Annotated in this window: 18 protein-coding genes; 8 read left to right on the top strand and 10 right to left on the bottom strand. The window is 64.5% G+C overall.

Going from position 1 to position 19,634, the window contains the following annotated elements:
* Positions 1-41: 41 nt before the first annotated feature.
* Positions 42-2,840 (top strand): phosphoenolpyruvate carboxylase, encoded by a 2,799-nt coding sequence (ppc, locus tag BJ6T_RS32775; protein ID WP_014496866.1) that lies wholly within the window; start codon positions 42-44, stop codon positions 2,838-2,840.
* Positions 2,841-2,913: 73 nt separating this feature from the next.
* Here the strand turns inward: ppc and BJ6T_RS32770 are convergent, their stop codons facing one another.
* The 4 genes from BJ6T_RS32770 to BJ6T_RS32755 all read right to left on the bottom strand — a co-directional run bounded on the left by BJ6T_RS32770 (position 2,914) and on the right by BJ6T_RS32755 (position 6,671).
* Positions 2,914-4,080 (bottom strand): SMP-30/gluconolactonase/LRE family protein, encoded by a 1,167-nt coding sequence (locus tag BJ6T_RS32770; protein WP_014496865.1) that lies wholly within the window; start codon positions 4,078-4,080, stop codon positions 2,914-2,916.
* A 114-nt stretch (positions 4,081-4,194) separates the two neighbouring features.
* Positions 4,195-5,109, bottom strand: coding sequence for an SDR family oxidoreductase (locus BJ6T_RS32765; RefSeq protein WP_014496864.1), 915 nt, complete (start codon positions 5,107-5,109; stop codon positions 4,195-4,197).
* Positions 5,110-5,114: 5 nt separating this feature from the next.
* Entirely contained in the window at positions 5,115-6,254 is a 1,140-nt protein-coding gene (locus tag BJ6T_RS32760) for a thiolase C-terminal domain-containing protein (protein WP_014496863.1), read from the bottom strand.
* Positions 6,255-6,257: 3 nt separating this feature from the next.
* The gene (locus BJ6T_RS32755; RefSeq protein ID WP_014496862.1) at positions 6,258-6,671 is read right to left on the bottom strand and encodes a Zn-ribbon domain-containing OB-fold protein; all 414 of its coding nucleotides are present in this window, start codon (positions 6,669-6,671) and stop codon (positions 6,258-6,260) included.
* 194 nt (positions 6,672-6,865) lie between these two features.
* Between BJ6T_RS32755 and BJ6T_RS32750 the strand changes: the two genes are divergently transcribed.
* From BJ6T_RS32750 to BJ6T_RS32730, 5 genes are all read left to right on the top strand, one after another.
* The gene (locus BJ6T_RS32750; RefSeq protein ID WP_014496861.1) at positions 6,866-8,215 is read left to right on the top strand and encodes an amidase; all 1,350 of its coding nucleotides are present in this window, start codon (positions 6,866-6,868) and stop codon (positions 8,213-8,215) included.
* Positions 8,208-8,894 carry a DUF2848 domain-containing protein gene (locus BJ6T_RS32745; protein ID WP_014496860.1) on the top strand — a complete coding sequence of 229 codons (687 nt, stop codon included), beginning with the start codon at positions 8,208-8,210 and terminating at the stop codon, positions 8,892-8,894. The genes BJ6T_RS32750 and BJ6T_RS32745 overlap by 8 nt, the downstream gene beginning before the upstream one ends.
* 156 nt (positions 8,895-9,050) lie before the next feature.
* Entirely contained in the window at positions 9,051-9,797 is a 747-nt protein-coding gene (locus BJ6T_RS32740; protein ID WP_028169748.1) for a 2OG-Fe(II) oxygenase, read from the top strand.
* A gap of 9 nt (positions 9,798-9,806) precedes the next feature.
* Complete coding sequence (gene alkB, locus BJ6T_RS32735) at positions 9,807-10,460, top strand: DNA oxidative demethylase AlkB (RefSeq protein WP_014496858.1); 654 nt, start codon at positions 9,807-9,809, stop codon at positions 10,458-10,460.
* A gap of 73 nt (positions 10,461-10,533) precedes the next feature.
* Positions 10,534-11,178, top strand: a complete 645-nt coding sequence (locus tag BJ6T_RS32730) for a hypothetical protein (RefSeq protein WP_014496857.1) — start codon at positions 10,534-10,536, stop codon at positions 11,176-11,178.
* A 6-nt stretch (positions 11,179-11,184) separates the two neighbouring features.
* Here the strand turns inward: BJ6T_RS32730 and BJ6T_RS32725 are convergent, their stop codons facing one another.
* The 6 genes from BJ6T_RS32725 to hpaH are packed head-to-tail and all read right to left on the bottom strand — an operon-like array spanning position 11,185 to position 17,480.
* The gene (locus tag BJ6T_RS32725; protein WP_014496856.1) at positions 11,185-12,810 is read right to left on the bottom strand and encodes a thiamine pyrophosphate-dependent enzyme; all 1,626 of its coding nucleotides are present in this window, start codon (positions 12,808-12,810) and stop codon (positions 11,185-11,187) included.
* A 25-nt stretch (positions 12,811-12,835) separates the two neighbouring features.
* A complete protein-coding gene (locus BJ6T_RS32720; RefSeq protein ID WP_014496855.1) occupies positions 12,836-13,705 on the bottom strand; it encodes a fumarylacetoacetate hydrolase family protein in 870 nt (289 codons plus the stop codon).
* 3 nt (positions 13,706-13,708) lie between these two features.
* Complete coding sequence (gene hpaD, locus BJ6T_RS32715; protein WP_014496854.1) at positions 13,709-14,692, bottom strand: 3,4-dihydroxyphenylacetate 2,3-dioxygenase; 984 nt, start codon at positions 14,690-14,692, stop codon at positions 13,709-13,711.
* Positions 14,693-14,713: 21 nt separating this feature from the next.
* The gene (gene hpaE / locus BJ6T_RS32710; RefSeq protein WP_014496853.1) at positions 14,714-16,252 is read right to left on the bottom strand and encodes a 5-carboxymethyl-2-hydroxymuconate semialdehyde dehydrogenase; all 1,539 of its coding nucleotides are present in this window, start codon (positions 16,250-16,252) and stop codon (positions 14,714-14,716) included.
* Positions 16,245-16,643 (bottom strand): 5-carboxymethyl-2-hydroxymuconate Delta-isomerase, encoded by a 399-nt coding sequence (locus BJ6T_RS32705; RefSeq protein ID WP_014496852.1) that lies wholly within the window; start codon positions 16,641-16,643, stop codon positions 16,245-16,247. Before BJ6T_RS32705 ends, hpaE begins: the two co-directional genes overlap by 8 nt.
* Positions 16,644-16,673: 30 nt before the next feature.
* Entirely contained in the window at positions 16,674-17,480 is an 807-nt protein-coding gene (gene hpaH / locus BJ6T_RS32700) for a 2-oxo-hept-4-ene-1,7-dioate hydratase (protein ID WP_014496851.1), read from the bottom strand.
* 111 nt (positions 17,481-17,591) lie between these two features.
* Here hpaH and hpaR point away from each other — a divergent pair, with 111 nt between their 5' ends.
* Together hpaR and BJ6T_RS32690 are read left to right on the top strand one after the other, a co-directional pair.
* The gene (gene hpaR / locus BJ6T_RS32695) at positions 17,592-18,107 is read left to right on the top strand and encodes a homoprotocatechuate degradation operon regulator HpaR (protein WP_014496850.1); all 516 of its coding nucleotides are present in this window, start codon (positions 17,592-17,594) and stop codon (positions 18,105-18,107) included.
* Between the two features lie 294 nt (positions 18,108-18,401).
* Positions 18,402-19,547, top strand: a complete 1,146-nt coding sequence (locus tag BJ6T_RS32690) for an ABC transporter substrate-binding protein (protein WP_014496849.1) — start codon at positions 18,402-18,404, stop codon at positions 19,545-19,547.
* The last annotated feature ends 87 nt before the right edge of the window (positions 19,548-19,634 follow it).

Here is a 19,634-nt window from a genome sequence, read left to right as displayed (position 1 = left end):
GGAGCCGGGCAGCGAAGCGAGCTCGAACAAGGAAGCGAGCCATGTCCCTCCAGACCGTGCCACCCGACGCCATTGACAACCGCGCCAACCGCGCCGAGGACGCCCAGGCGCTGGAGGCAGATGCGCGGCTGCGCGACGACATCCGCCTGCTGGGACGCATCCTGGGCGACACGGTGCGCGACCAGGAAGGCGCGGAATTGTTCGACCTGGTCGAGCGCATCCGCCAGACCTCGATCCGGTTCCATCGCGACGAGGACCGGCTCGCCCGCCGCGAGCTCGAGCAGATCCTCGACAGCATGTCGACCTCGGAGACGGTGCGGATCGTCCGCGCCTTCAGCTATTTCTCCCACCTCGCCAACATCGCCGAGGACCAGAACAACATTCGCCAGATGCGCGCCCGCAGTGCCGCCCAGAGCACCGGTTCCGGCGTGCTGGCGGAGACGCTGGCCCACGCCAGGGATGCCGGGATCCGCCCCGATGTGCTGCGCAATTTCTTCAAGACCGCGCTCGTCAGCCCGGTCCTGACCGCGCACCCGACCGAGGTTCGCCGCAAGAGCACCATGGATCGCGAAATGGAGGTCGCTAGCCTGCTGGACCGCCGCGAGCGCGTCGCGCTGACCGCGGACGAGGCCGCCGCTAGCGACGAACAGCTCCGCCGCGAGGTGCTGACGCTGTGGCAGACCAATCTCTTGCGCCGGACCAAGCTCACGGTGCTCGACGAGGTCGCGAACGGCCTGTCGTTCTACGATTACACCTTCCTGCGCGAGGTGCCGCGGCTGGTCAACATGCTCGAAGACCGGCTGGAGGAGGCTGGCGAGGCGGCTGCAAGCGAGCTCGCCTCGTTCCTGCGCATGGGCAGCTGGATCGGCGGCGACCGCGACGGCAATCCCTTCGTCACCGCCGACGTGATGCGCGGGACGCTGCGGCTGCAGTCGAGCCGGGTGATGCAATTCTATCTCAACGAGCTGCACGTGCTCGGCTCGGAGCTGTCGATCGCGGCGCACCTCGCCGACGTCTCCGAGGAGCTGCGGACGCTGGCGGAACGCTCGCCCGACACCTCGCCGCACCGGAGCGGCGAGCCTTATCGTCTCGCGGTCTCCGGCATCTATGCGCGGCTGACCGCGACGGCCGAAAAGCTCGAGGTCGAGATCACGCGCCGGCCGGTCGGCAAGGGCAGGCCTTACGAGACCGTCAGGGAGCTGCAGGCCGATCTTGACGTGCTGCACCGTTCGCTGATCTCCAACAATGCCCGCGTCATCGCCCGCGGCCGGCTGCGGCTGCTGCGGCGCGCGGTGGACTGCTTCGGCTTCCACCTGGCGCGGCTCGACATCCGCCAGAACTCTGCCGTGCACGAGCGTACCATCGCCGAGCTGATGGATGCTGCGAACCCCGGCATGTCCTATCTCGCGCTCGGCGAGGACGCGCGCATCTCGCTGCTCACCAACGAGCTGCGCAGCACGCGCTCGCTGGTCTCGCCATTCGTCAAATACAGCGACGAGACCATGGGCGAGCTCAACGTCTTCCATTCCGCCGCGGAGGCGCATGCGAAGTTCGGCTCGGACGCGATTCCCCAATGCATCATCTCGATGTGCAAGGGCATGTCCGACATGCTCGAAGTGGCCGTGCTGCTCAAGGAGGTCGGTCTCGTCCATCCCTCCGGGCGCAGCGCCATCAACATCGTGCCCCTGTTCGAGACCATCGAGGATTTGCAGGCATCCAGCGCCATCATGGATCGCATGCTGTCGCTGCACGATTACCGCCGCCTCGTCGACAGCCGCGGCAGCGTACAGGAGGTCATGCTCGGCTATTCCGACAGCAACAAGGATGGCGGCTTCGTCACCTCGGGCTGGGAGCTCTACAAGGCCGAGATCGGCCTCGTCGACGTGTTCGAGCGCCACGGCGTGCGGCTGCGCCTGTTCCACGGCCGCGGCGGCTCGGTCGGCCGCGGCGGCGGCCCGAGCTATGATGCCATCATCGCGCAGCCCGGCGGCGCGGTGAACGGGCAGATCCGCATCACCGAGCAGGGCGAGATCATCTCGTCGAAATATTCCAACGCCGAAGTCGGGCGCAACAATCTGGAGATCCTCGCCGCCGCGACGCTGGAGGCGAGCCTGCTGCATCCGCGCCAGAGCGCGCCGCGCCGCGAATATCTCACCGCGATGGACGAGCTTTCAAATCTGGCTTTCAAGGCCTATCGCGGCCTCGTCTACGAGACCGATGGTTTCGTCGATTATTTCTGGGCCTCCACCGTCATCAACGAGATCGCGACGCTGAACATCGGCAGCCGTCCGGCCTCGCGCAAGAAGACCCGCGCGATCGAGGATCTGCGCGCCATTCCCTGGGTGTTCTCCTGGGCGCAGTGCCGCCTGATGCTGCCGGGCTGGTACGGCTTTGGCAGCGCGGTCGAGCAGTGGATCGCGGAGCATCCCGACAAGGGCATGCCGTTCCTGAAGGAGCTCTACAGGGAATGGCCGTTCTTCCGCATGCTGCTGTCGAACATGGACATGGTGCTGGCGAAAAGCTCGATCGCGATCGCCTCGCGCTATGCCGAGCTCGTGCCGGACGAGGCCTTGCGCGAAAAGATCTTCAGCCGCATCCGTCGCGAATGGCATTCCTGCATCGAGACGCTGCTCGACATCATGGGCCAGGACCGGTTGCTCCAGGGTAACCCGCTGCTGGAGCGCTCGGTGCGCCACCGCTTCCCCTATCTCGATCCGCTCAACCACGTGCAGGTCGAGCTTTTGAAGGAGCACCGCGCGCAGAACCCGGACGAGCAGGTGCTGCGCGGGATTCAGCTGACCATCAACGGCATCTCGGCGGGGTTGAGGAATACGGGTTGAGGGCGCGAGTAGCGAACAGAAGGGCGCGCCGCTGCCGACTATTCGCTACTCACCATTCGCTATTCGTTGATGTTCACGGCTTTAGTGCGCCCTGCACACCGGTGTAGACGGCATAGAGCGATGTAGAGCCGCAAATATACAGCCTGTTCCGCTGCTGACCGCCGAAGCTCAAATTCGCCACTGTTTCCGGAATATGAATCTTGCCGAGCAGACCGCCCGATGGCGTATAACAGCGCACGCCGTCTTCGTTCGGATCGCCCCAGCCCACCGAACACCAGACCCGTCCTTCGGTGTCACAGCGGACGCCGTCGGTGATGCTTGGCTTTGGCATCTCGGCGAAGACCTTGCTGTTCGACACCTTCCCCGCCGCCACGTCGAGGTCGAACACGCGGATATGCGATGGGTTGTCCGGTCCGTCCGTGAATCCGGTCTCGCAGATATAGAGCTTCTTCTCGTCGGGCGAGATGGTGATCCCGTTGGGCTCCACAAAATCGTCGATGACGACCTTGACGTCGCCGGTTTTCGGGTCGACGCGGTAGACGTTCTTCTTCTCCTGCTCGGGGTCGGCCTTGATGCCCTCATAGAAGCCACCGATGCCGTAGGCCGGATCGGTGAACCAGATCGCGCCATCGGCGGTGACGACCGCATCGTTCGGCGAGTTCAGTCGTTTGCCATTGAATTTGTCGGCAATGATGGTGATCGAGCCGTCGAGTTCGGTCCGTGTCACGCGCCGACCGCTATGCTCGCATGTGATCAGGCGTCCTTCGCGATCGATGGTGTTGCCGTTAGAGTTCATCGAGGGCTGACGGTAGACGCTGACGTGACCGTCATCCTCCGAGAAGCGCATGATGCGGTTGTTGGGAATGTCGCTGAACAGCAGGTATCGTCCGGCCGCGAAATACACCGGACCCTCGGCCCAGCGGAAGCCGGTTGCAACACGCTCAACCGCCATGGTGCCGGCGAAGGCCGGGAAGTCCGCGGGCCCGAACGTTGGCGGCCCCTTCTTGGCGGATTCTAGACGGGAGTCCGGGTAGCGGCTGCCGGGAAGAGGTCCCAAGGGCAACGGCGCCGTCGACCTCGTCGGAGTAGCGGTCTGGCCGAACGGCGTAACGGAGGCCGCCAGGGCTGCGTTCATGGTGACGCCCGTCGCGGCTACAGCAGCCGCCGCGCCCTTCAGGAGGGTGCGGCGCCCGAGGCTAGGCTCGTCAGTAACGGTAGAAATGGTCAGTGATTTTGTCATAGTCGCCTCCCATTTTTTGTTGGAAGGAAACCATTCGCCCGCAATCGGGCGTAATGCGGGCGATCTCCGACCGGACAACCGGAGATCGCAACGCAGCAATAGCTGGGAAAACGACTACACTGGATCCCAGGGGAAGATGTCGGCGGAACGGTCGAGCTTGTAGAACGAGCCCTTCAGCGCCGGCATGCCGTGTTCCGCGATCGTTTGCGGCGTCCAGCCCTCGCTGCGATGAACCGAGCGCAGCGGGCGGTTCTGGCTGAACAGGAACAGCTCGTTCATGCGTGCGCCGAAGATCTGCCCGGAGACGTCCTTGGCGGCATCGGAGAGCAGGTAGGCGCAGATCGGCGCGATCTTCTCCGGTCCCATCTGCTTGATCTTCTCAACGCGCGCCTTCTCGGCCTCGGTCTCGGTCGGGATGGTGCCGATCATGCGGGTCCAGGCAAACGGCGAGACGCAGTTGGAGCGGACGTTGAAGCGGCCCATGTCGAGCGCGATCGACTTCGACAGCCCGATGATGCCGAGCTTGGCCGCGGCGTAGTTGGCCTGGCCGAAATTGCCGATCAGGCCCGAGGTCGAGGTGAAGTGCACGAAGGAGCCACTCTCCTGCTCGCGAAAGATCCGCGCCGCGGCGTGGCTGACGTAGAACGAGCCCATCAGGTGAACCTTGATGACGGCCTCGAACGCTTCCACGCTCATCTTGTGGAAGATCATGTCGCGCAAAATGCCGGCATTGTTGACGACGCCGTCGAGCTTGCCGAAATGGTCGGTCGCGGTCTTCACGATCTTGCTGGCGGGGACAGCCTCCGCCACCGACTCGAAATTGGGCACCGCGATGCCGCCGCGCTTCTTGATCTCGTCGACCACCTCCTCGGCAGGCGAAGCGCTGGAACCGGCGCCGTCGGCGGCAACACCGGGATCGTTGACGACGACCTTGGCGCCCTCCGCCGCGCAGAGCAGCGCAATCTCCCGCCCGATGCCGCGGCCTGCGCCGGTGACGATGATGACCTTGTCCTGCAGTGATTTTGTCATTTGGATTACCTCTCGTTCGTAAACACGATCGTGCCTGATGCCGCGAACATGCCGCCGACGCCGTGGCACACCGAAATCTTCGCATTCGGCAGCTGTGCCGGCGCGATCCCGCGCATCTGGCGCACGCTCTCCTGGAGCGCGTACATGCCGTACATGCCCGAATGCATGTAGGACAGGCCGCCGCCATTGGTGTTGAGCGGGAGCTTGCCGCCGGGGCGGGTGTTGCCGTCGGCGATGAATGGGCCGGTTTCTTCATGCGGCATGAAGCCGAGATCGCCAAGGCCAAACAGCGGCAGATGCGCAAACGCATCGTAGATCATGAGATGGTCGACATCCCGGTGCGCGATCCCGGCTTCCTTGAAGGCGAGGGGACCGGCGGTCTTGAACGCGCGCGAGGAGTTGAAAGTCTCCATCTGGCTGACCATCGGCGTTTCCACGCTCTCGCCGGTGCCCATGATGTAGACGGGCTTGCGCGGAAAATCCTTGGCGCGGTCGGCCGAGGTCAGGATCAGTGCACCGCCGCCGTCGGTGACGAGGCAGCACTGCAGCAGCCGGAACGGGTAGGCGATCATGCGCGAGTTGAGCACGTCGGCGACCGTGATCGGGTCCTTCATCATCGCACGCGGATTCTTCGCCGCCCACTCGCGCTGCACGACCGCCACCGAGGCGAGCTGCTCGTGGGTGATGCCGTAGGTCTTCATGAAGCGCAGCACGGGGATCGAGAACATGCTGGGCGGGCCGTAGACGCCGAACGGCGCCTCGAACTGCCCTTGCAGGCTGTCGGCGGGGATCGAGCGCGGCGCCTTGCCAATCATCGACTTGCCGCTTTCGGCATGCGTGATCAGCACGGTCTTGCAGAGACCTGCCTCGATCGCCGCCGCCGCATGGCGAACGTGCAGCATGAACGAGCAGCCGCCGACCGAGGTGCCGTCCACCCAGGTCGGCTTGATGCCGAGATAATGGCAGACCTGCTGCGGCGTTTCGACCGCGGTGGCAAAGCCGTCGATGTCGGAGAGTTTCAGCCCGGCATCCGCGATGGCGTTGAGCGCCGCATCCGCGTGGAGCTGGAGCTGCGACATATTGGGGATGACACCGAGTTCGGTGGTCTCGGCCGCGCCGACGACGGCAACCTGGTTGCTGCGCATGGCCTATCCCTTCGCCGGACGGAACACGGGGAGGGTGATCTTGTCGTCGAGCGCCTCGAAGGCGACTTCGAGCTTCATGTCGAGCGCAAGCGCCTCCGGCGTCTGCGGACAGTCGATGATGTTGCTCATCATCCGCGGTCCTTCGGCGAGCTCGACCACCGCGATCGCATAAGGCGGTGTGAAGCCGGGAGCGGCGGGACGATGATTGATCACGTAGCTGTAGAGGAAACCCTTGCCACTCGCCTTGAAGATGCTGACCTTGCGCGAGGCGCAGGACGGGCAGAACGGGCGCGGCGGGAAATAGACATGCGCGCAGGCGTCGCAGCGCTGCAAACGCAATTCGCCCGCTTTCGTGCCGTCCCAGAAATGCTGGGTCTCCGGCGTCGGTTTCGGGCGCGCGCGCTGCGGTTCGGCCATGTCGGAAAACCCTCCCAAAGGCAATTCTTGATAAGGCCTGGGCTTTCACGCCTGGCTGTTTCGATCTTGATGCGACAATCGACCATCGCGCGTCAACGGTCCAGCAATGCGCATGCATGCCATCATGCGCACAATGCTTGTGTCGAACCGAGGCGGCGCTATAGATTGCGCGCGCAATATTCCGTGAGACAGACATGACCGATTTTCCGACACTGGCGAAGCTCGCCGACGACCTCGAAAGCGGCCGCACGACCTCCCACAAGCTGGTCGAGGCATGCCTCGCCAGGATCGCCGACCCGGCCGGCGAGGGCCAGCGCACTTTCATCCACGTCGACAAGGACGCCGCGCTTGCGACCGCGGATGCGATGGACGGCTTGCGCAAGGTCAAGGCGGCGCCGTCGCGCTATGCCGGTATCCCGGTCTCGATCAAGGATCTCTTCGACATCAAGGGCCAGGTCACCCGCGCCGGGTCCCGCGCGCTCGACGATTCTGCGCCAGCCGATCAGGACGCCGCGACGGTGGCGCGGCTGCGCAAGGCCGGCTTCGTCGTGATCGGGCGGACCAACATGACCGAGTTCGCCTATTCCGGCATCGGCATCAATCCGCATTACGGCACGCCGAAGGGCGCCTGGAACCGGGCCGAAGGCCACGTGCCGGGCGGCTCGTCCTCGGGCGCCGCGGTGTCCGTGCTCGACGGCATGGCGCATGGCGCGCTCGGCACCGACACCGGCGGCTCCTGCCGGATTCCGGCCGCCTTCAACGGCATCGTCGGCTACAAGCCGACGCAGCGCCGCGTGCCGCTGGACGGCTCCGTGCCGCTGTCCTTCTCGCTCGACAGCATCGGGCCGCTGGCGCGATCGGTCAGTTGCTGTGCCATTCTCGATGCCGTGCTCGCGAACGAGCCGATCGTCCCGCCGAAGCCGCGACCGGTAAAGGGCATGCGGCTCGCAGTGCCGACCACGATTGCGCTCGACGATCTCGATGCGGACGTGGCCTCGACGTTCGAGCGCGCGCTCAAGAGCCTCGCCGATCACGGCGCGGTCATCGAGCGCATCGAGATGGCCGAATTTCACGACATCGGCCCGATGAACGCCAAGGGCGGCTTTGCGGCATCCGAAAGCTACGCCTGGCATCGCTACCTCATCGCGGCCAAGGGCGACATCTACGACCCCAGGGTCTCCGTGCGCATCATGCGCGGCGAGGCGCAGAGCGCGGCCGATTACATCGATCTCCTCAACGAGCGCCGCTCGCTGATCGCCCGCGTCAATGCGCGCGTCGCGCCCTATGACGCGCTGATGCTGCCCACCACCGCCAACACGCCGCCGAAGATCTCCGATCTCGCCGATGACAAGGCGTTCACCAGGGAAAACCTGCGGGCGCTGCGCAATTGCACTCTCATCAACATGATCGACGGTTGCGCCATCTCGCTGCCCGCGCATCGCGAGGGCGACGTTCCCGTCGGCCTGATGCTGGCAGGGGCGGGCGGATCAGACCGCCGTATCTTTGAACTTGCTGCCGGCATGGAGGCCGTAATTCGTGTTTGACCTGACTTTCACCGTCGACGCCCAGGACACCACCACGCCGCTGACGCTGACGATCGACCAGATGGTCATCGCCGGCTGGACCGGCCGCGATCCCGTCGCGCGCGACAAGCACATCGCCGAGCTGCAAGAGATGGGCATCGCCCCGCCGGCTTCGACGCCGATCTACTATCGCGGCTCGGCGCGGCGGCTGACCCAGGAAGACAGCATCGAATGCACCGGTGGCGATTCCTCCGGTGAGGTCGAGTTCGTGCTGATCGGCTGGCAGGGCCGCATCTTCGTCGGCTGCGGCTCCGACCATACCGACCGCAAGGTCGAGGCCTACAATGTCACCGTGTCCAAGCAGATGTGCGACAAGCCGGTCGCATCGACGCTCTGGGAGTTGGAGGACGTCATCGGCCATTGGGACAGGATGATCCTGCGCTCCTACGCCACCATCAAGGGCGAGCGCGTGCTCTACCAGGAGGGTACGCTCGACGCGATGCTTCCGGTCGCCGACCTCATCGCGCGCGGCTTTGAAGGTGCGAAGTTCCCCGACGGCTGCGTCATGTTCGGCGGCACCTTTGCGGCCAAGGGCGGCATCCGCCCCGCCGATCGCTTCGAGTTCGAGCTCGAGGACCCCGTGCTGAAGCGCACGATCAAGCACGGCTACGATGTGACGACGCTGCCGGTGCGAGGCTGATACCTCGCCGCCGTCATTGTGAGGAGCCCTTGCGACGAAGCAATCCAGGATCCCTCTGCGGACAGACTCTGGATTGCTTCGCTTCGCTCGCAATGACGAGGAGATAGTCGGGAATCGGGTGGCAAAGGGCGGGGCGGTCTTGCGAAGGTGGCAGTCATGACAGCAATGGCACGCAAATCACCCCCCAAACCCTCAGTCGACCTCGCCGCCCACGTCGATGCCCTCGACTGGCCGCAGATCACAGCCGAGCTCGACGCCCAGGGCAGCGCCGTCCTGAAGAATCTGCTGACGCCGGACCAATGCCGCGCCATCGCCGCGCTCTATCCTGATGATGCAGGCTTCCGCAGCCGCATCGTCATGGGCCGCCATGGCTTTGGCCGTGGCGAGTACAAATATTTCTCCTACCCGCTGCCCGATCTGATCGCGCAGCTCCGCCCGGCGCTGTATGCGCATCTTCAGGGCGTTGCCAATCGCTGGAACGAGGCGATGGGGATCGACATCCGTTATCCAGCCGCGCATGCGGCGTTCCTCAAGCGCTGCCACGAGGCAGGCCAGGCGCGGCCGACGCCGCTGCTGCTGCAGTACGAGACCGGCGATTTCAACTGCCTGCACCAGGACCTCTATGGCGAGCACGTGTTCCCGCTCCAGGTCGCGATCCTCTTGTCCGAGCCGGGACGCGATTTCACCGGAGGTGAGTTCGTGCTGACCGAGCAGCGCCCGCGCATGCAGTCGCGCGCCGAGGTCGTGCCGCTGATGCAGGGCGATGCGGTCGCCTTTGCCGTGCATCACCGTCCAGTGCAGGGGACACGCGGGACTTACCGCGTTAATCTCCGCCATGGCGTCAGCCGGATCAGGTCCGGCCAGCGCCACACGCTGGGTGTGATCTTTCATGATGCCAAATGAGCGTTGCGATTGACGGGTGATCTGTTCGATACGGCCGCCGAGGCACAGCCGTCGCGTGAGGAGATCGGCGACGGCGCCGTGCTCCTGCGCGGGTTCGTCAGGCCGATCGAGGGCGAGCTGATTGTGGCGGTGCGCGCCATCGTAGCGCAGTCGCCGTTCCGGCGCATGACCACGCCCGGCGGCTATCAGATGTCAGTGGCCATGACCAATTGCGGCGAGCGCGGCTGGATCACCGATCACACCGGCTATCGCTATGATCCGATCGATCCGCGGGCCGGCGCGCCCTGGCCCGCGATGCCGCCGGTGTTGCGCGATCTGGCCCGGCGCGCGGCGGAGCAGGGCGGGTTCACCGGCTTTGCGCCCGACGCGTGCCTCGTCAATCGCTACGAGCCCGGCACGCGGCTGTCGCTGCATCAGGACAAGGACGAGCTGGACTATTCGGCGCCGATCGTCTCGGTCTCGCTCGGACTGCCCGCCACCTTCCTGTTCGGCGGCCTGGCGCGCAGCGACAAGCCGCGCCGCTTCCGGCTCGTCCATGGCGACGTCGTGGTCTGGGGCGGGCCGAGCCGGCTCGCCTATCACGGCGTCGCGCCGCTCGCCGATGGCGAGCACGCCCTGCTCGGGCGGCAGCGGATCAATCTGACGTTCCGCAGGACGCGCTGAATCAAGCAGAGTGCTTGCTCGCAGGAAACCGGCTAGACTTGGGGGCTACCCGAGTACGAAAGTCGAGGGGCCCATGCAGCAAATACCGGGATGGCTGAGCACGGCTCTGATCGGTGCTGTGATTGCAGCATTGGGATATGTCTCGAAGCTTGCGATCGAAAGTGCTCTTCAATGGAGGGCGGCCCGTACTGCGCGGCGCGCTCAGCTTGTTCACCTGCTATCCCTGCTGCTGGCGACGAGGAAGGCCTTCATTATACAGAACGCGCTGGCACGGCGGCTCTGCGACGAGATCACCCGTGCTCATCCGGAGCTAGATGGGTCGTATGACAACGTTCTTGCCCACGGATATCCCTCTTTGGACGACCGACAGAAGTTAGAGCATGGCGTCATCCGCAATTATACGAGCAACTGTTTGTACCCGCTGAACTTGCAGATCATCGATTGGCTTTCGAAGGACGATTATTTCAAAGGGGGAGGCAGGCAACAACAGGCCAAAGAGCTCTCAGTCAGATTGCAGACGCTTTTTGCTCATCTGGTATTGTGGCGCGCCAAGTACGAATTTTGGATACCTTCCAGGCCGGAGCGCGCCATCGTATACATGGCTGACGAGGATGCTCACGGCATAAGTTTTCCCACCGGTATCGAAGACCTGATTTCTCGCGTGGCCGATGACATGATCGGCTCGCCGGGCGAGGCGGCGACTGGGAAGAGCCCGTGAGAAGCTCTACGGCTTCGGCGGGTGAATGAACGCCCAGGGGCTGACTTCCGAATCCCGCGTCACTTCCACCGAAATCAGATATGGCCCGTCATGGGCCAGCGCCTTGTCCATCGCCGCCTTGAACTGGTCCGGCGCGGTGACGCGCGCAGCAGCCACACCAAAGGACTCCGCGAGCTTGACGAAATCCGGATTGACCAGATCGGACGCCACCACGCGGCCGTTAAAGCGCTCGCGCTGGTCGCGGCGGACATTGCCGTAGGCGTTGTTGTTGAACACCAGCGTCACCACGCCGATGTTGAACTGCACCGCGGTGGCAAGCTCCTGCACGCCGAACATGAAACCGCCGTCGCCCGTGATCGCCACCACCGGCTTGTCGGGGTTGGCGACCTTGGCGCCGAGCGCTGTGGGGAAGCCCGATCCGAGCGTGCCCTGATAGCCCGACGTGATGAAGGTGCGCGGCTCGTAGATCGGAAAGCCGTACCAGGACGCGAAACCGAATTGCGATAATTCATCGGTGACGATCGCGTTGGCCGGCAACACCTCGCGCAGGACGTTGAGATACGCCATCTGCGGCTGGATGCTCTGGATCTCTGCCAGCGCGGTCGCGGTGGCCTCGCGGATCGCGGCGCGGCGGCCGGCGGTCTTGCCGTAGCCGGCCTTGCTGACTGCTTCGATCAGATCGGCAGTCGCGGTCTTGGCATCGGCGACGATGGCGGTGTCGGAGATGAAGCGCCGCATCTCGACGGGATCGATGTCGATGCGGATGCTCTTCAACCCGTCGGGCCGATACGGCCAGCGCGACATGGTCGGCAGCTCCAGCCGCGAGCCGATGCCGATCATGAGATCGGTCTTCGGCCACAGCTTGTAGGCGGCAGCCATCGTGAGCCCCAGCTCATGCGCGTTGGAGACGATGCCGCGCCCGCTGCGGAAGGCGACGACGGGTGCATCGATCATCTCGGCGAGCTCGAGGATTTCGTCGCGCGCCTCGATCGCGCCGCTGCCGACAAAGATCATCGGCGCCTTGCTGCTCCTGATCACCGCGGCCGCCTGCCTGATCAGATCAGGGTCAGGCAGCGGCGCGGGCAGCGGCTCCAGCACCTTGGCGTCACAGGTGTCCGCGCGCTGGGTGAAGATGTCCCAGGGCATCTCGACCGAGGCGGGGCCGCGACGGCCGGACGTCATTTCCTGGAAGGCGCGCGATACCGTCGTCGGCGCGTTGCCGGGCGTTTCGATGCGGTCGGCCCATTTGACATAGGTGCGCAAGGTGGCGAGCTGGTCCGGCATCTCGTGCAGATGGCCGCGGCCCTTGCCCAGAAACTGCGTCGGCACCTGGCCGGTGACGCACAGCACCGGCTCGTTGCAGCCGTAGGCGGTCAGCAGCGCCGCGCTGGCGTTGAGCACGCCGGGGCCGGGCACCACGCTGAAGACGCCGGGCTTGCCGCTGGAGCGCGCATAGCCGAACGCCATGTAGCCGCAGGCCTGCTCGTGCCGCGCGCCGATCACGTTGAGCTTAGCCTGGTGGAAGGCGTCGAACAGGCCGTAGACCTGCGCGCCGGGCAGGCCGAACACGGTGTCGACGCCATGGGCGACAAGGCCGCTTACGATCGCTTCGCCGCCGGTGAGGGTGGTCATTGCACTATTCCATTTCGACTGTTGTTCAGGCTTCGTCGACGACGCCATTCCGTAGCATGCCGATGCCTTCGGCTTCGACCTCGATGACATCGCCGGGCTTCAGATAGCGCGGCGGATCGAACCGCGCACCGGCGCCGGTCGGCGTGCCCGTCACAATGATGTCACCGGGGACGAGCGTCGCGAAGGTCGAGATATAGCTGATGAGATAGCGGAACGGAAACATCAGCCGGCTGGTGCGGTCGTCCTGCCTGAGCTCGCCGTTGACATGCGTGGTGAGCCTGATGTCGGCGATCTGCGCTTCCCTGGTGTAGGGCACCAGCCACGGGCCGAGGCTGCCGCTGGAATCAAAATTCTTGCCCTGCGTGACGTTGAACTTGGCGTGGCGCAGCCAGTCGCGCACCGAGCCTTCGTTGCAGAGCGTGAGCGCCGCGATGTGGTCGAGCGCGGCACTTTCCGCGATGTGCCGGCCGGCCTTGCCGATCACCAGCACGATCTCGCCTTCGTAGTCGAGCTGTGCCGATGCGCGCGGGCGCACCAGCGGCGTGTCGTGGCCGACGAAGGAGCGGGGCGAGCGCATGAACATGCTTGGATATTTCGGTGCGTCCTGGCCGTCCTTGTACTCGGCATTGCGGTCGGGATAGTTGACGCCGATGCAGATGATCTTTTCCGGGGCGGGCACCGGCGGCAACCAGGTGATGTCGCCAAGTGCATGGTCCGGCGCGCGGCCGGCGGCCTCCTCGGCAAGGCTCACGAGCTTTCCGGCCGCGATCACCTCGCGCAGCGTCGGATAGTCCTTGGCGTGGCGCGTCGAGAGGTCGACGATGCCTCCCTCCAGGACGGCGCCGTAGCGGGTTGCACCCTTGACGGAATAGGTGGCGAGGCGAGGGAGTTTCATCGCTTAATCCGCCACCAGCACGTCGGCGACGAACTTCGGCTCGCGCACGGCTTGCCCGCTGAACGGCGAGCCCTGTTCGAACCAGGAGCGCGGCGCCGGCGCGCCCCACAGCGTCTGGCGGCGCGGATCGCGCAGCGACCAGCGCAGCGGCTCGTGGTCGTGATCGCCGGTGAAATAATCGCTGGTGTAGAGTTCGAGACGGTGCCCGTCGGGGTCGCGCACGTAGAGGAAGAACGCATTCGAGATGCCGTGGCGTCCCGGGCCGCGCTCGATGTTCTTGACGAAGCCTTGCGAGGCCATGACGTCGCAGAGATGGATGATGTTCATCGCCGTCGGCGTCCAGTAGGCAAAGTGGTGCAGGCGAGGGCCCTTGCCGTTGGTGATGGCGAAATCGTGGACATTGCCCTTGCGATGCATCCAGGCAGCCGCAATGCGCCCGTTCGGTCCGTCCTCCTCGGCATATTCGGTGAGGCGGAAGCCGAGCCGGGCGTAGAATTCGACGGTGTCCTGCACCTCGGCGGCGAAGACGTTGAAATGATCGAGCCGCTGCGGATGGCATCCCCTGTAGAGGTCGTAGCGGCGAAGCAGATGCGGCCGGCGGTCCATCGAGGCGTAGAGCTCGATCTGGAAACCGAAGGGGTCGGTGAATTGCAGCGTGCGGCCCTGGAACGGCTGGTCGACGAAGGCGTAAGAGAGACCGTTCTCCGAAAGGAAGGAGGCGGCCTTGTCGAGGTCTTTGTCGTTGCCGACCTTGAAGCCGAGCCGGGCGCAGGCGGGCACCGCCGCTTTGCGCAACACCAGCGAGTGATGCTGGTGCTCCTCGGCTGCGCGCAAGTAGACGACCTTGTCGTCGGCATCCTCGACATGCAGGCCGACGGTGGTCTCGTAGAATTCGCGGCTGAGCTTCAGGTCGGTCACGTCGAGCACGACGTGACTGGAGCGGATGATGTTGAACGGCGGTTCGAAGATGTGTTGCGGTACGGGCATCGGCGTTTCCCTCGACGAGCGTCAGATTCCCAATTTCTGAATCTTGTGCGTGCCCCGCGCCAGCGAGACGTGCTTGGTTTCCATGTAGAAGTCGAACGAGTAGTCGCCGCCGTCGCGGCCGATGCCCGAGGCCTTCATGCCGCCGAACGGCGTCGGCAGATGGCGGACGTTTTCCGAGTTCAGCCAGATCATGCCGGCCTCCAGCGCGTCGGCGACGCGCAGTGCGCGGCCGACATCGTTGGTCCAGACATAGCCGGTGAGGCCATAGCGGATGTCGTTGGCGATCGCGATCGCATCGGCCTCGTCCTTGAAGGGCAGCACGGTGAGGAAGGGGCCGAACACCTCCTCCTGCGCCACGCGCATCTTGCCGTTCGCGCCGGTCACCAAGGTCGGCTCGACATAATGCCCGCCGCCCGGGCCGTCATGGGCCTTGCCGCCGACGGCGATCACAGCGCCATCCTGCCGCGCGACGTCGAAATAGGAGCAGACTTTTGCGAGGTGCCGCTCGTGGATCAGCGGTCCGATCTCGGTGGCGGGATCGAGGGGATGGCCGACCCTCAGCGCTTTCACGCGCGCGGTCAGCTTCTCGATGAATGCCTCGGCAATGTTCTGCTGGATCAGCAGGCGGCTCGACGAGGTGCAGCGCTCGCCGTTGAGGGAGTAGATCATGAACACGACGGCATCGAGCGCGCGGTCGAGATCGGCGTCGTCGAACACGATCACCGGGTTCTTGCCGCCGAGCTCGAAATGCACGCGCTTCAGGGTCGGCGCGCCCTGGACCATGATCGCCGAGCCCGTCGCGCTCTCGCCGACGAAGCCGATCGCCTTGATCGCGGGGTGCTCGGTCAGGGCCTTGCCGGCCTCCTCGCCGAAACCGTGCACGGTGTTGAGCACGCCGTCGGGAACGCCGGCTTCCTTGACGAGCCTTGCCAGAATGGCGGCCGTCACCGGCGACCATTCGGCCGGCTTGTGCACGACGGTGCAGCCCGCGGCCAGCGCCGGCGCGATCTTCCAGGTCGAGAGCATGAACGGCGTGTTCCACGGCGTGATCACGCCGACGGGGCCGATCGGCACGCGCGTGGAGATATTCCAGTGCTCGTCGCTCGGCGTGTTCTGGCCATCGCGTGCCTCGGCGCATTTGTCGGCGAAGAAGCGAAAATTCTCGGCGGCGCGGATCGCGGCCTTGGCCATGAAGCGGTAGGCTTGTCCCGTGTCGATGCATTCGAGCACGGCGATGTCGTCGGCATTGTCCTCGATCGCGTCGGCGACCCGGTGCAGCAGCTTCTTCCGCATCGCCGGCCCCATGTCGCGCCAGGACTTGAAGGCCAGCGCAGCGGCCGTGGCTGCGGCGTCGATGTCCTCGGCGTTGCCGCGCGCGACGCTCGCAAGCGTGGCGCCATCGACCGGCGACTTCGTTTCAAAGGTTTCGCCCGAGATCGAGGCGACGGTCTTGCCGTCGATCATGTGGCCGATGCCGTCGGCCCGCAGCTTCTTCAGCAGCGGTGCTGCGCGGTCGCGATTGGCCTGGAACACATCGGCTTTCGGCGTGGGCTTATCCATGGGCAGCCTCCACTTTCAGGGCGTCGTGGATGTTGTTGCGCTTCCAGCTCGTATCCTTGTCGTTGATCTGCATGTCGAACGACAGGGCGAACTTGCTGGCGGCGAAGATGGGATCGAGATGTTTTGAAAGCGCCTGGAAGACGTGCTCGCCGGCTTTCTGGCGCGTGGGAAGGTCGCGGCCCTCGCCGATGCGCAGCACCATGTCGAGAAAGCCGTAGTCCTGCCGCGCGTCCGCGATCGCATAGTGCTCGCACCTGATGGCGCGGACGCGGATGCCGCCGAGCGGAAAGATGCCGGTCTCGACCGCCGCCTTCCGCACCACCTCGCAGACCGCGCCGATGTCGAGGCGGCCGTCGAGATTGGCCGAATATTCGATGGTGAAATGCGGCATCGCGGTTTCACTCCCTGTCTTTTTGGTCGCCTAAGCGAAGTAGCAGCTTACCGAGCCGTAGGCGCCATAATCGGCCTGAATTGTGTCGCCCTTGCGGGTCTCGATCGGACGGATGAAGGAGCCCGCGAGCACGACCTGCCCGGGCTCGAGCGCAAGGCCGAGCGGCGCGATCTTGTTGGCGAGCCAGGCAACAGCGGTTGCGGGATGATTGAGCACGCCCGCGGCAAGGCCCGTCTCCTCGAGCTGGCCGTTCTTGAAGCAGAGCGCGCCGATCCAGCGGAGGTCGGCGTCCAGCGGGCGGATCGGCCGGCCGCCGAGCACGATGCCGGCATTCGCCGCGTTGTCGGCGATGGTGTCGAAGATTTTTCGCGTGGCCCTGGTGCCGGGATCGACACGTTCGATGCGCGTGTCCAGGATCTCAAGCGCCGGCACGACGAAGTCGGTGGCGTTGAGCACGTCGAACATCGTGCAGTCCGGCCCCGCGAGGCGCTTGCTTATGACGAAGGCGAGCTCGGCCTCCACGCGCGTGGCGATGAAGCGCTCGGTCGGGACGAGGCCGCCATCGGCAAAGAACATGTCGTCGAGCAGCACGCCGGAATCCGGCTCGTTGATATTGAGCGCGCTCTGCATCGCCTTCGAGGTCAAACCGATCTTGTGGCCCTTGACCGTGCGGCCCTCCGCGAGCTTGAGGTCGACCCACGCCTTCTGAATCGCGTAGGCGTCAGCGATGGTAATGGCTGGAAAATCCTGCGAGAGCTGCCGGATCTGGGTGCGGGTCTTCTCCGCCTGGTGCAGACGGTTCGCACAGGCTTGGATATCGTCGTTGGAAAGCGCCATCTGTGATCTTACAAATCGTGGTGCCCGGAGATACTTAACATGTTAAGTGAATGCGTCAAACACAATTTGGGTTTGCTGCACTGCAAACATTTTGCGCCTTGAAAGGACGACATGGCGAAGAGACAGGCTGATCCCGCGAACGGAAGCGAGCCCGCCGCACGGCAGGTGCCGATGCGCGACTTCTCGCGCTCGCTGCCGATGTCGCTGCTGAGGGCACGTGAAGCGGTGATGCGGCAATTTCGTCCCAAGCTGCGCGAGCACGGCCTGACCGAGCAGCAATGGCGCATCCTCCGCGCATTGGCGGCCATCGAGGCCGCGGAGGTGACTGAGCTCGCGCGCACGGCATTTCTCCTCGGCCCGAGCCTGTCGCGCATCCTGCGCGATCTCGAGGCGCGCAATCTGATCGAGCGCAAGACCGCGAAGGCGGACCAGCGCCGCAGCATGGTCTCGATCTCGAAAGAGGGCGTGAAGCTGATGGCCGCGGTCGCCCCGTCCTCGGAAGCGATCTACGCGGAGATCACACAACGCTTCGGCGCGCGCAAGCTCGCCGAGTTGCAGGAGATGCTCGGTGAGTTGGAACTGTGTCTCGCTTCCACCGACGCGAGCGACCTTACGGATGAAACGTAACGGCAAATTTGCATGATGACTTTCCTGCCACGCATGACTGTCATCATTGCATAACGCGTGGGCAGCGCGATCGCCGTGAAATGCGCGAAAAGCCCTTAAAAAATAGCCGAGAATAGATCTTCGCCGCAGGTGTTAGTCATCTTCGGGCGCGAGCTCTCCGCACTTAGTCGATGGCGTCTCAATATCAATTTACTCACGCGGAGAGAATCCGTAAGTAGCATCCGGCTCTGCATTCAGTGAAAGAGCCAAGACAAAGAAGGGCCGACAAGGATGCCCGGCCCCAGGGAGGAATGAATGAGACTGACGAGACGCGACTTCGCTGCCGGAATTGCTGCCGGCATTGCCGCGCCCTACCTCATCAAGAGCGCGCATGCGCAAGGCGCCACCATCAAGATCGGCATGTGCGCGCCCGTCACGGGCCCCGCCGCTGAATCCGGCGGCTACGCCGTCAAGGGCGCCAGGCTCGCGCTCGAAGCTGTGAACAAGGCCGGCGGTATCCTGGGAAAGCAGGGCGAGTTGATCGTCGAGGACGACCAGACCACCAATCCCGGCATCGTGCTCGCATTCTCCAAGCTCGCCGCGCAGTCCGACATCGTCGGCTTCCTCGGCTCGATCCGTTCGACCCAGGTGCACGCGATGGCGCCCGACGTGATCAAACTTGGCAAGCCCGTGATGATCGGCGGTACCGATCCGAATCTCACCCATATGGGCAATCAGTGGCTGTTCCGCTGCCGTCCGAATGACAGCTATTCCGGCCGCGTGATCGCCGAATACGGCGTCAGCACGCTGGCCAAGAAGAAATGGGCCGTGCTGCACTCGACCGATGCGTTCGGCACCGCAGGCGGCAAGGCGCTGACCGAAGCGCTGACCAAGCTGGGCGCGCCGCCCGTGCTGGATCAAGGCTATGCCAACCAGAGCCAGGACTTCACCCCCGTCGTGCTCGCGATCAAGCAGTCCGGCGCCGACATCCTCGGTTCCTACTTCACGTTCGAGAACGATCTCGGCATCTTCGCCCGCCAGCTCCGTCAGCTCGGCGTCAACATCCCGTGGGTCGGCTCGCCCTCGATCGTCAACATCACCGCGCTGAAGCTCGCCGGTCCCGCGCTCTACAACACGTATGGCGTGGCGGACTATGCCGAGGATTCCAGCGAAGGCTCGAAGGCGTTCGGCAAGATCTACCGCGACGCGGTCAAGGTTGCGCCCGACAACCAGAGCTCGTGGACTTTCGACGCCATCAACGTGCTCGCGCAGGGCATCAACAAGGCCGGCACCACCGATCCGGCCAAGGTCCGCGAAGCCATCCTCGCGATCAAGAAGTTCCCGGGTGCCGAGGGCGAATACAATTTCGACCAGAACGGCGACGGTCTCCACGGCTACAACATCGTGAAGAACGACAAGGGCAAGATCGTCTTCGACAAGCACATCGAGTTCAACGACTGACGTTGACGAAATGACTTCCCCGATTTCGGTCGGGGAGGTCGAAACGTCTTTCATTGGACGAATCTGACCTCCAACAGAACGCTTGTC

The organism is Bradyrhizobium japonicum USDA 6 (assembly GCF_000284375.1).
Lineage (GTDB): Bacteria > Pseudomonadota > Alphaproteobacteria > Rhizobiales > Xanthobacteraceae > Bradyrhizobium > Bradyrhizobium japonicum.
The sequence above is the reverse complement of the archived record's forward strand: the minus strand, read 5'-3'. Positions and strand labels throughout refer to the sequence as shown.

Excerpts from the sequence above, each read along its gene's own strand:
- BJ6T_RS32705 (WP_014496852.1), bottom strand. The coding sequence starts at position 16,643 with ATGCCGCATTTCACCATCGAATATTCGGCCAATCTCGACGGCCGCCTC.
- BJ6T_RS32765 (WP_014496864.1), bottom strand. The coding sequence starts at position 5,109 with ATGACAAAATCACTGCAGGACAAGGTCATCATCGTCACCGGCGCAGGC.
- hpaE (WP_014496853.1), bottom strand. The coding sequence starts at position 16,252 with ATGGATAAGCCCACGCCGAAAGCCGATGTGTTCCAGGCCAATCGCGAC.
- BJ6T_RS32740 (WP_028169748.1), top strand. The coding sequence starts at position 9,051 with ATGACAGCAATGGCACGCAAATCACCCCCCAAACCCTCAGTCGACCTC.
- BJ6T_RS32725 (WP_014496856.1), bottom strand. The coding sequence starts at position 12,810 with ATGACCACCCTCACCGGCGGCGAAGCGATCGTAAGCGGCCTTGTCGCC.
- hpaR (WP_014496850.1), top strand. The coding sequence starts at position 17,592 with ATGGCGAAGAGACAGGCTGATCCCGCGAACGGAAGCGAGCCCGCCGCA.
- BJ6T_RS32720 (WP_014496855.1), bottom strand. The coding sequence starts at position 13,705 with ATGAAACTCCCTCGCCTCGCCACCTATTCCGTCAAGGGTGCAACCCGC.
- BJ6T_RS32770 (WP_014496865.1), bottom strand. The coding sequence starts at position 4,080 with ATGACAAAATCACTGACCATTTCTACCGTTACTGACGAGCCTAGCCTC.
- BJ6T_RS32690 (WP_014496849.1), top strand. The coding sequence starts at position 18,402 with ATGAGACTGACGAGACGCGACTTCGCTGCCGGAATTGCTGCCGGCATT.
- hpaD (WP_014496854.1), bottom strand. The coding sequence starts at position 14,692 with ATGCCCGTACCGCAACACATCTTCGAACCGCCGTTCAACATCATCCGC.
- BJ6T_RS32755 (WP_014496862.1), bottom strand. The coding sequence starts at position 6,671 with ATGGCCGAACCGCAGCGCGCGCGCCCGAAACCGACGCCGGAGACCCAG.
- BJ6T_RS32760 (WP_014496863.1), bottom strand. The coding sequence starts at position 6,254 with ATGCGCAGCAACCAGGTTGCCGTCGTCGGCGCGGCCGAGACCACCGAA.
- BJ6T_RS32730 (WP_014496857.1), top strand. The coding sequence starts at position 10,534 with ATGCAGCAAATACCGGGATGGCTGAGCACGGCTCTGATCGGTGCTGTG.
- hpaH (WP_014496851.1), bottom strand. The coding sequence starts at position 17,480 with ATGGCGCTTTCCAACGACGATATCCAAGCCTGTGCGAACCGTCTGCAC.
- ppc (WP_014496866.1), top strand. The coding sequence starts at position 42 with ATGTCCCTCCAGACCGTGCCACCCGACGCCATTGACAACCGCGCCAAC.
- BJ6T_RS32750 (WP_014496861.1), top strand. The coding sequence starts at position 6,866 with ATGACCGATTTTCCGACACTGGCGAAGCTCGCCGACGACCTCGAAAGC.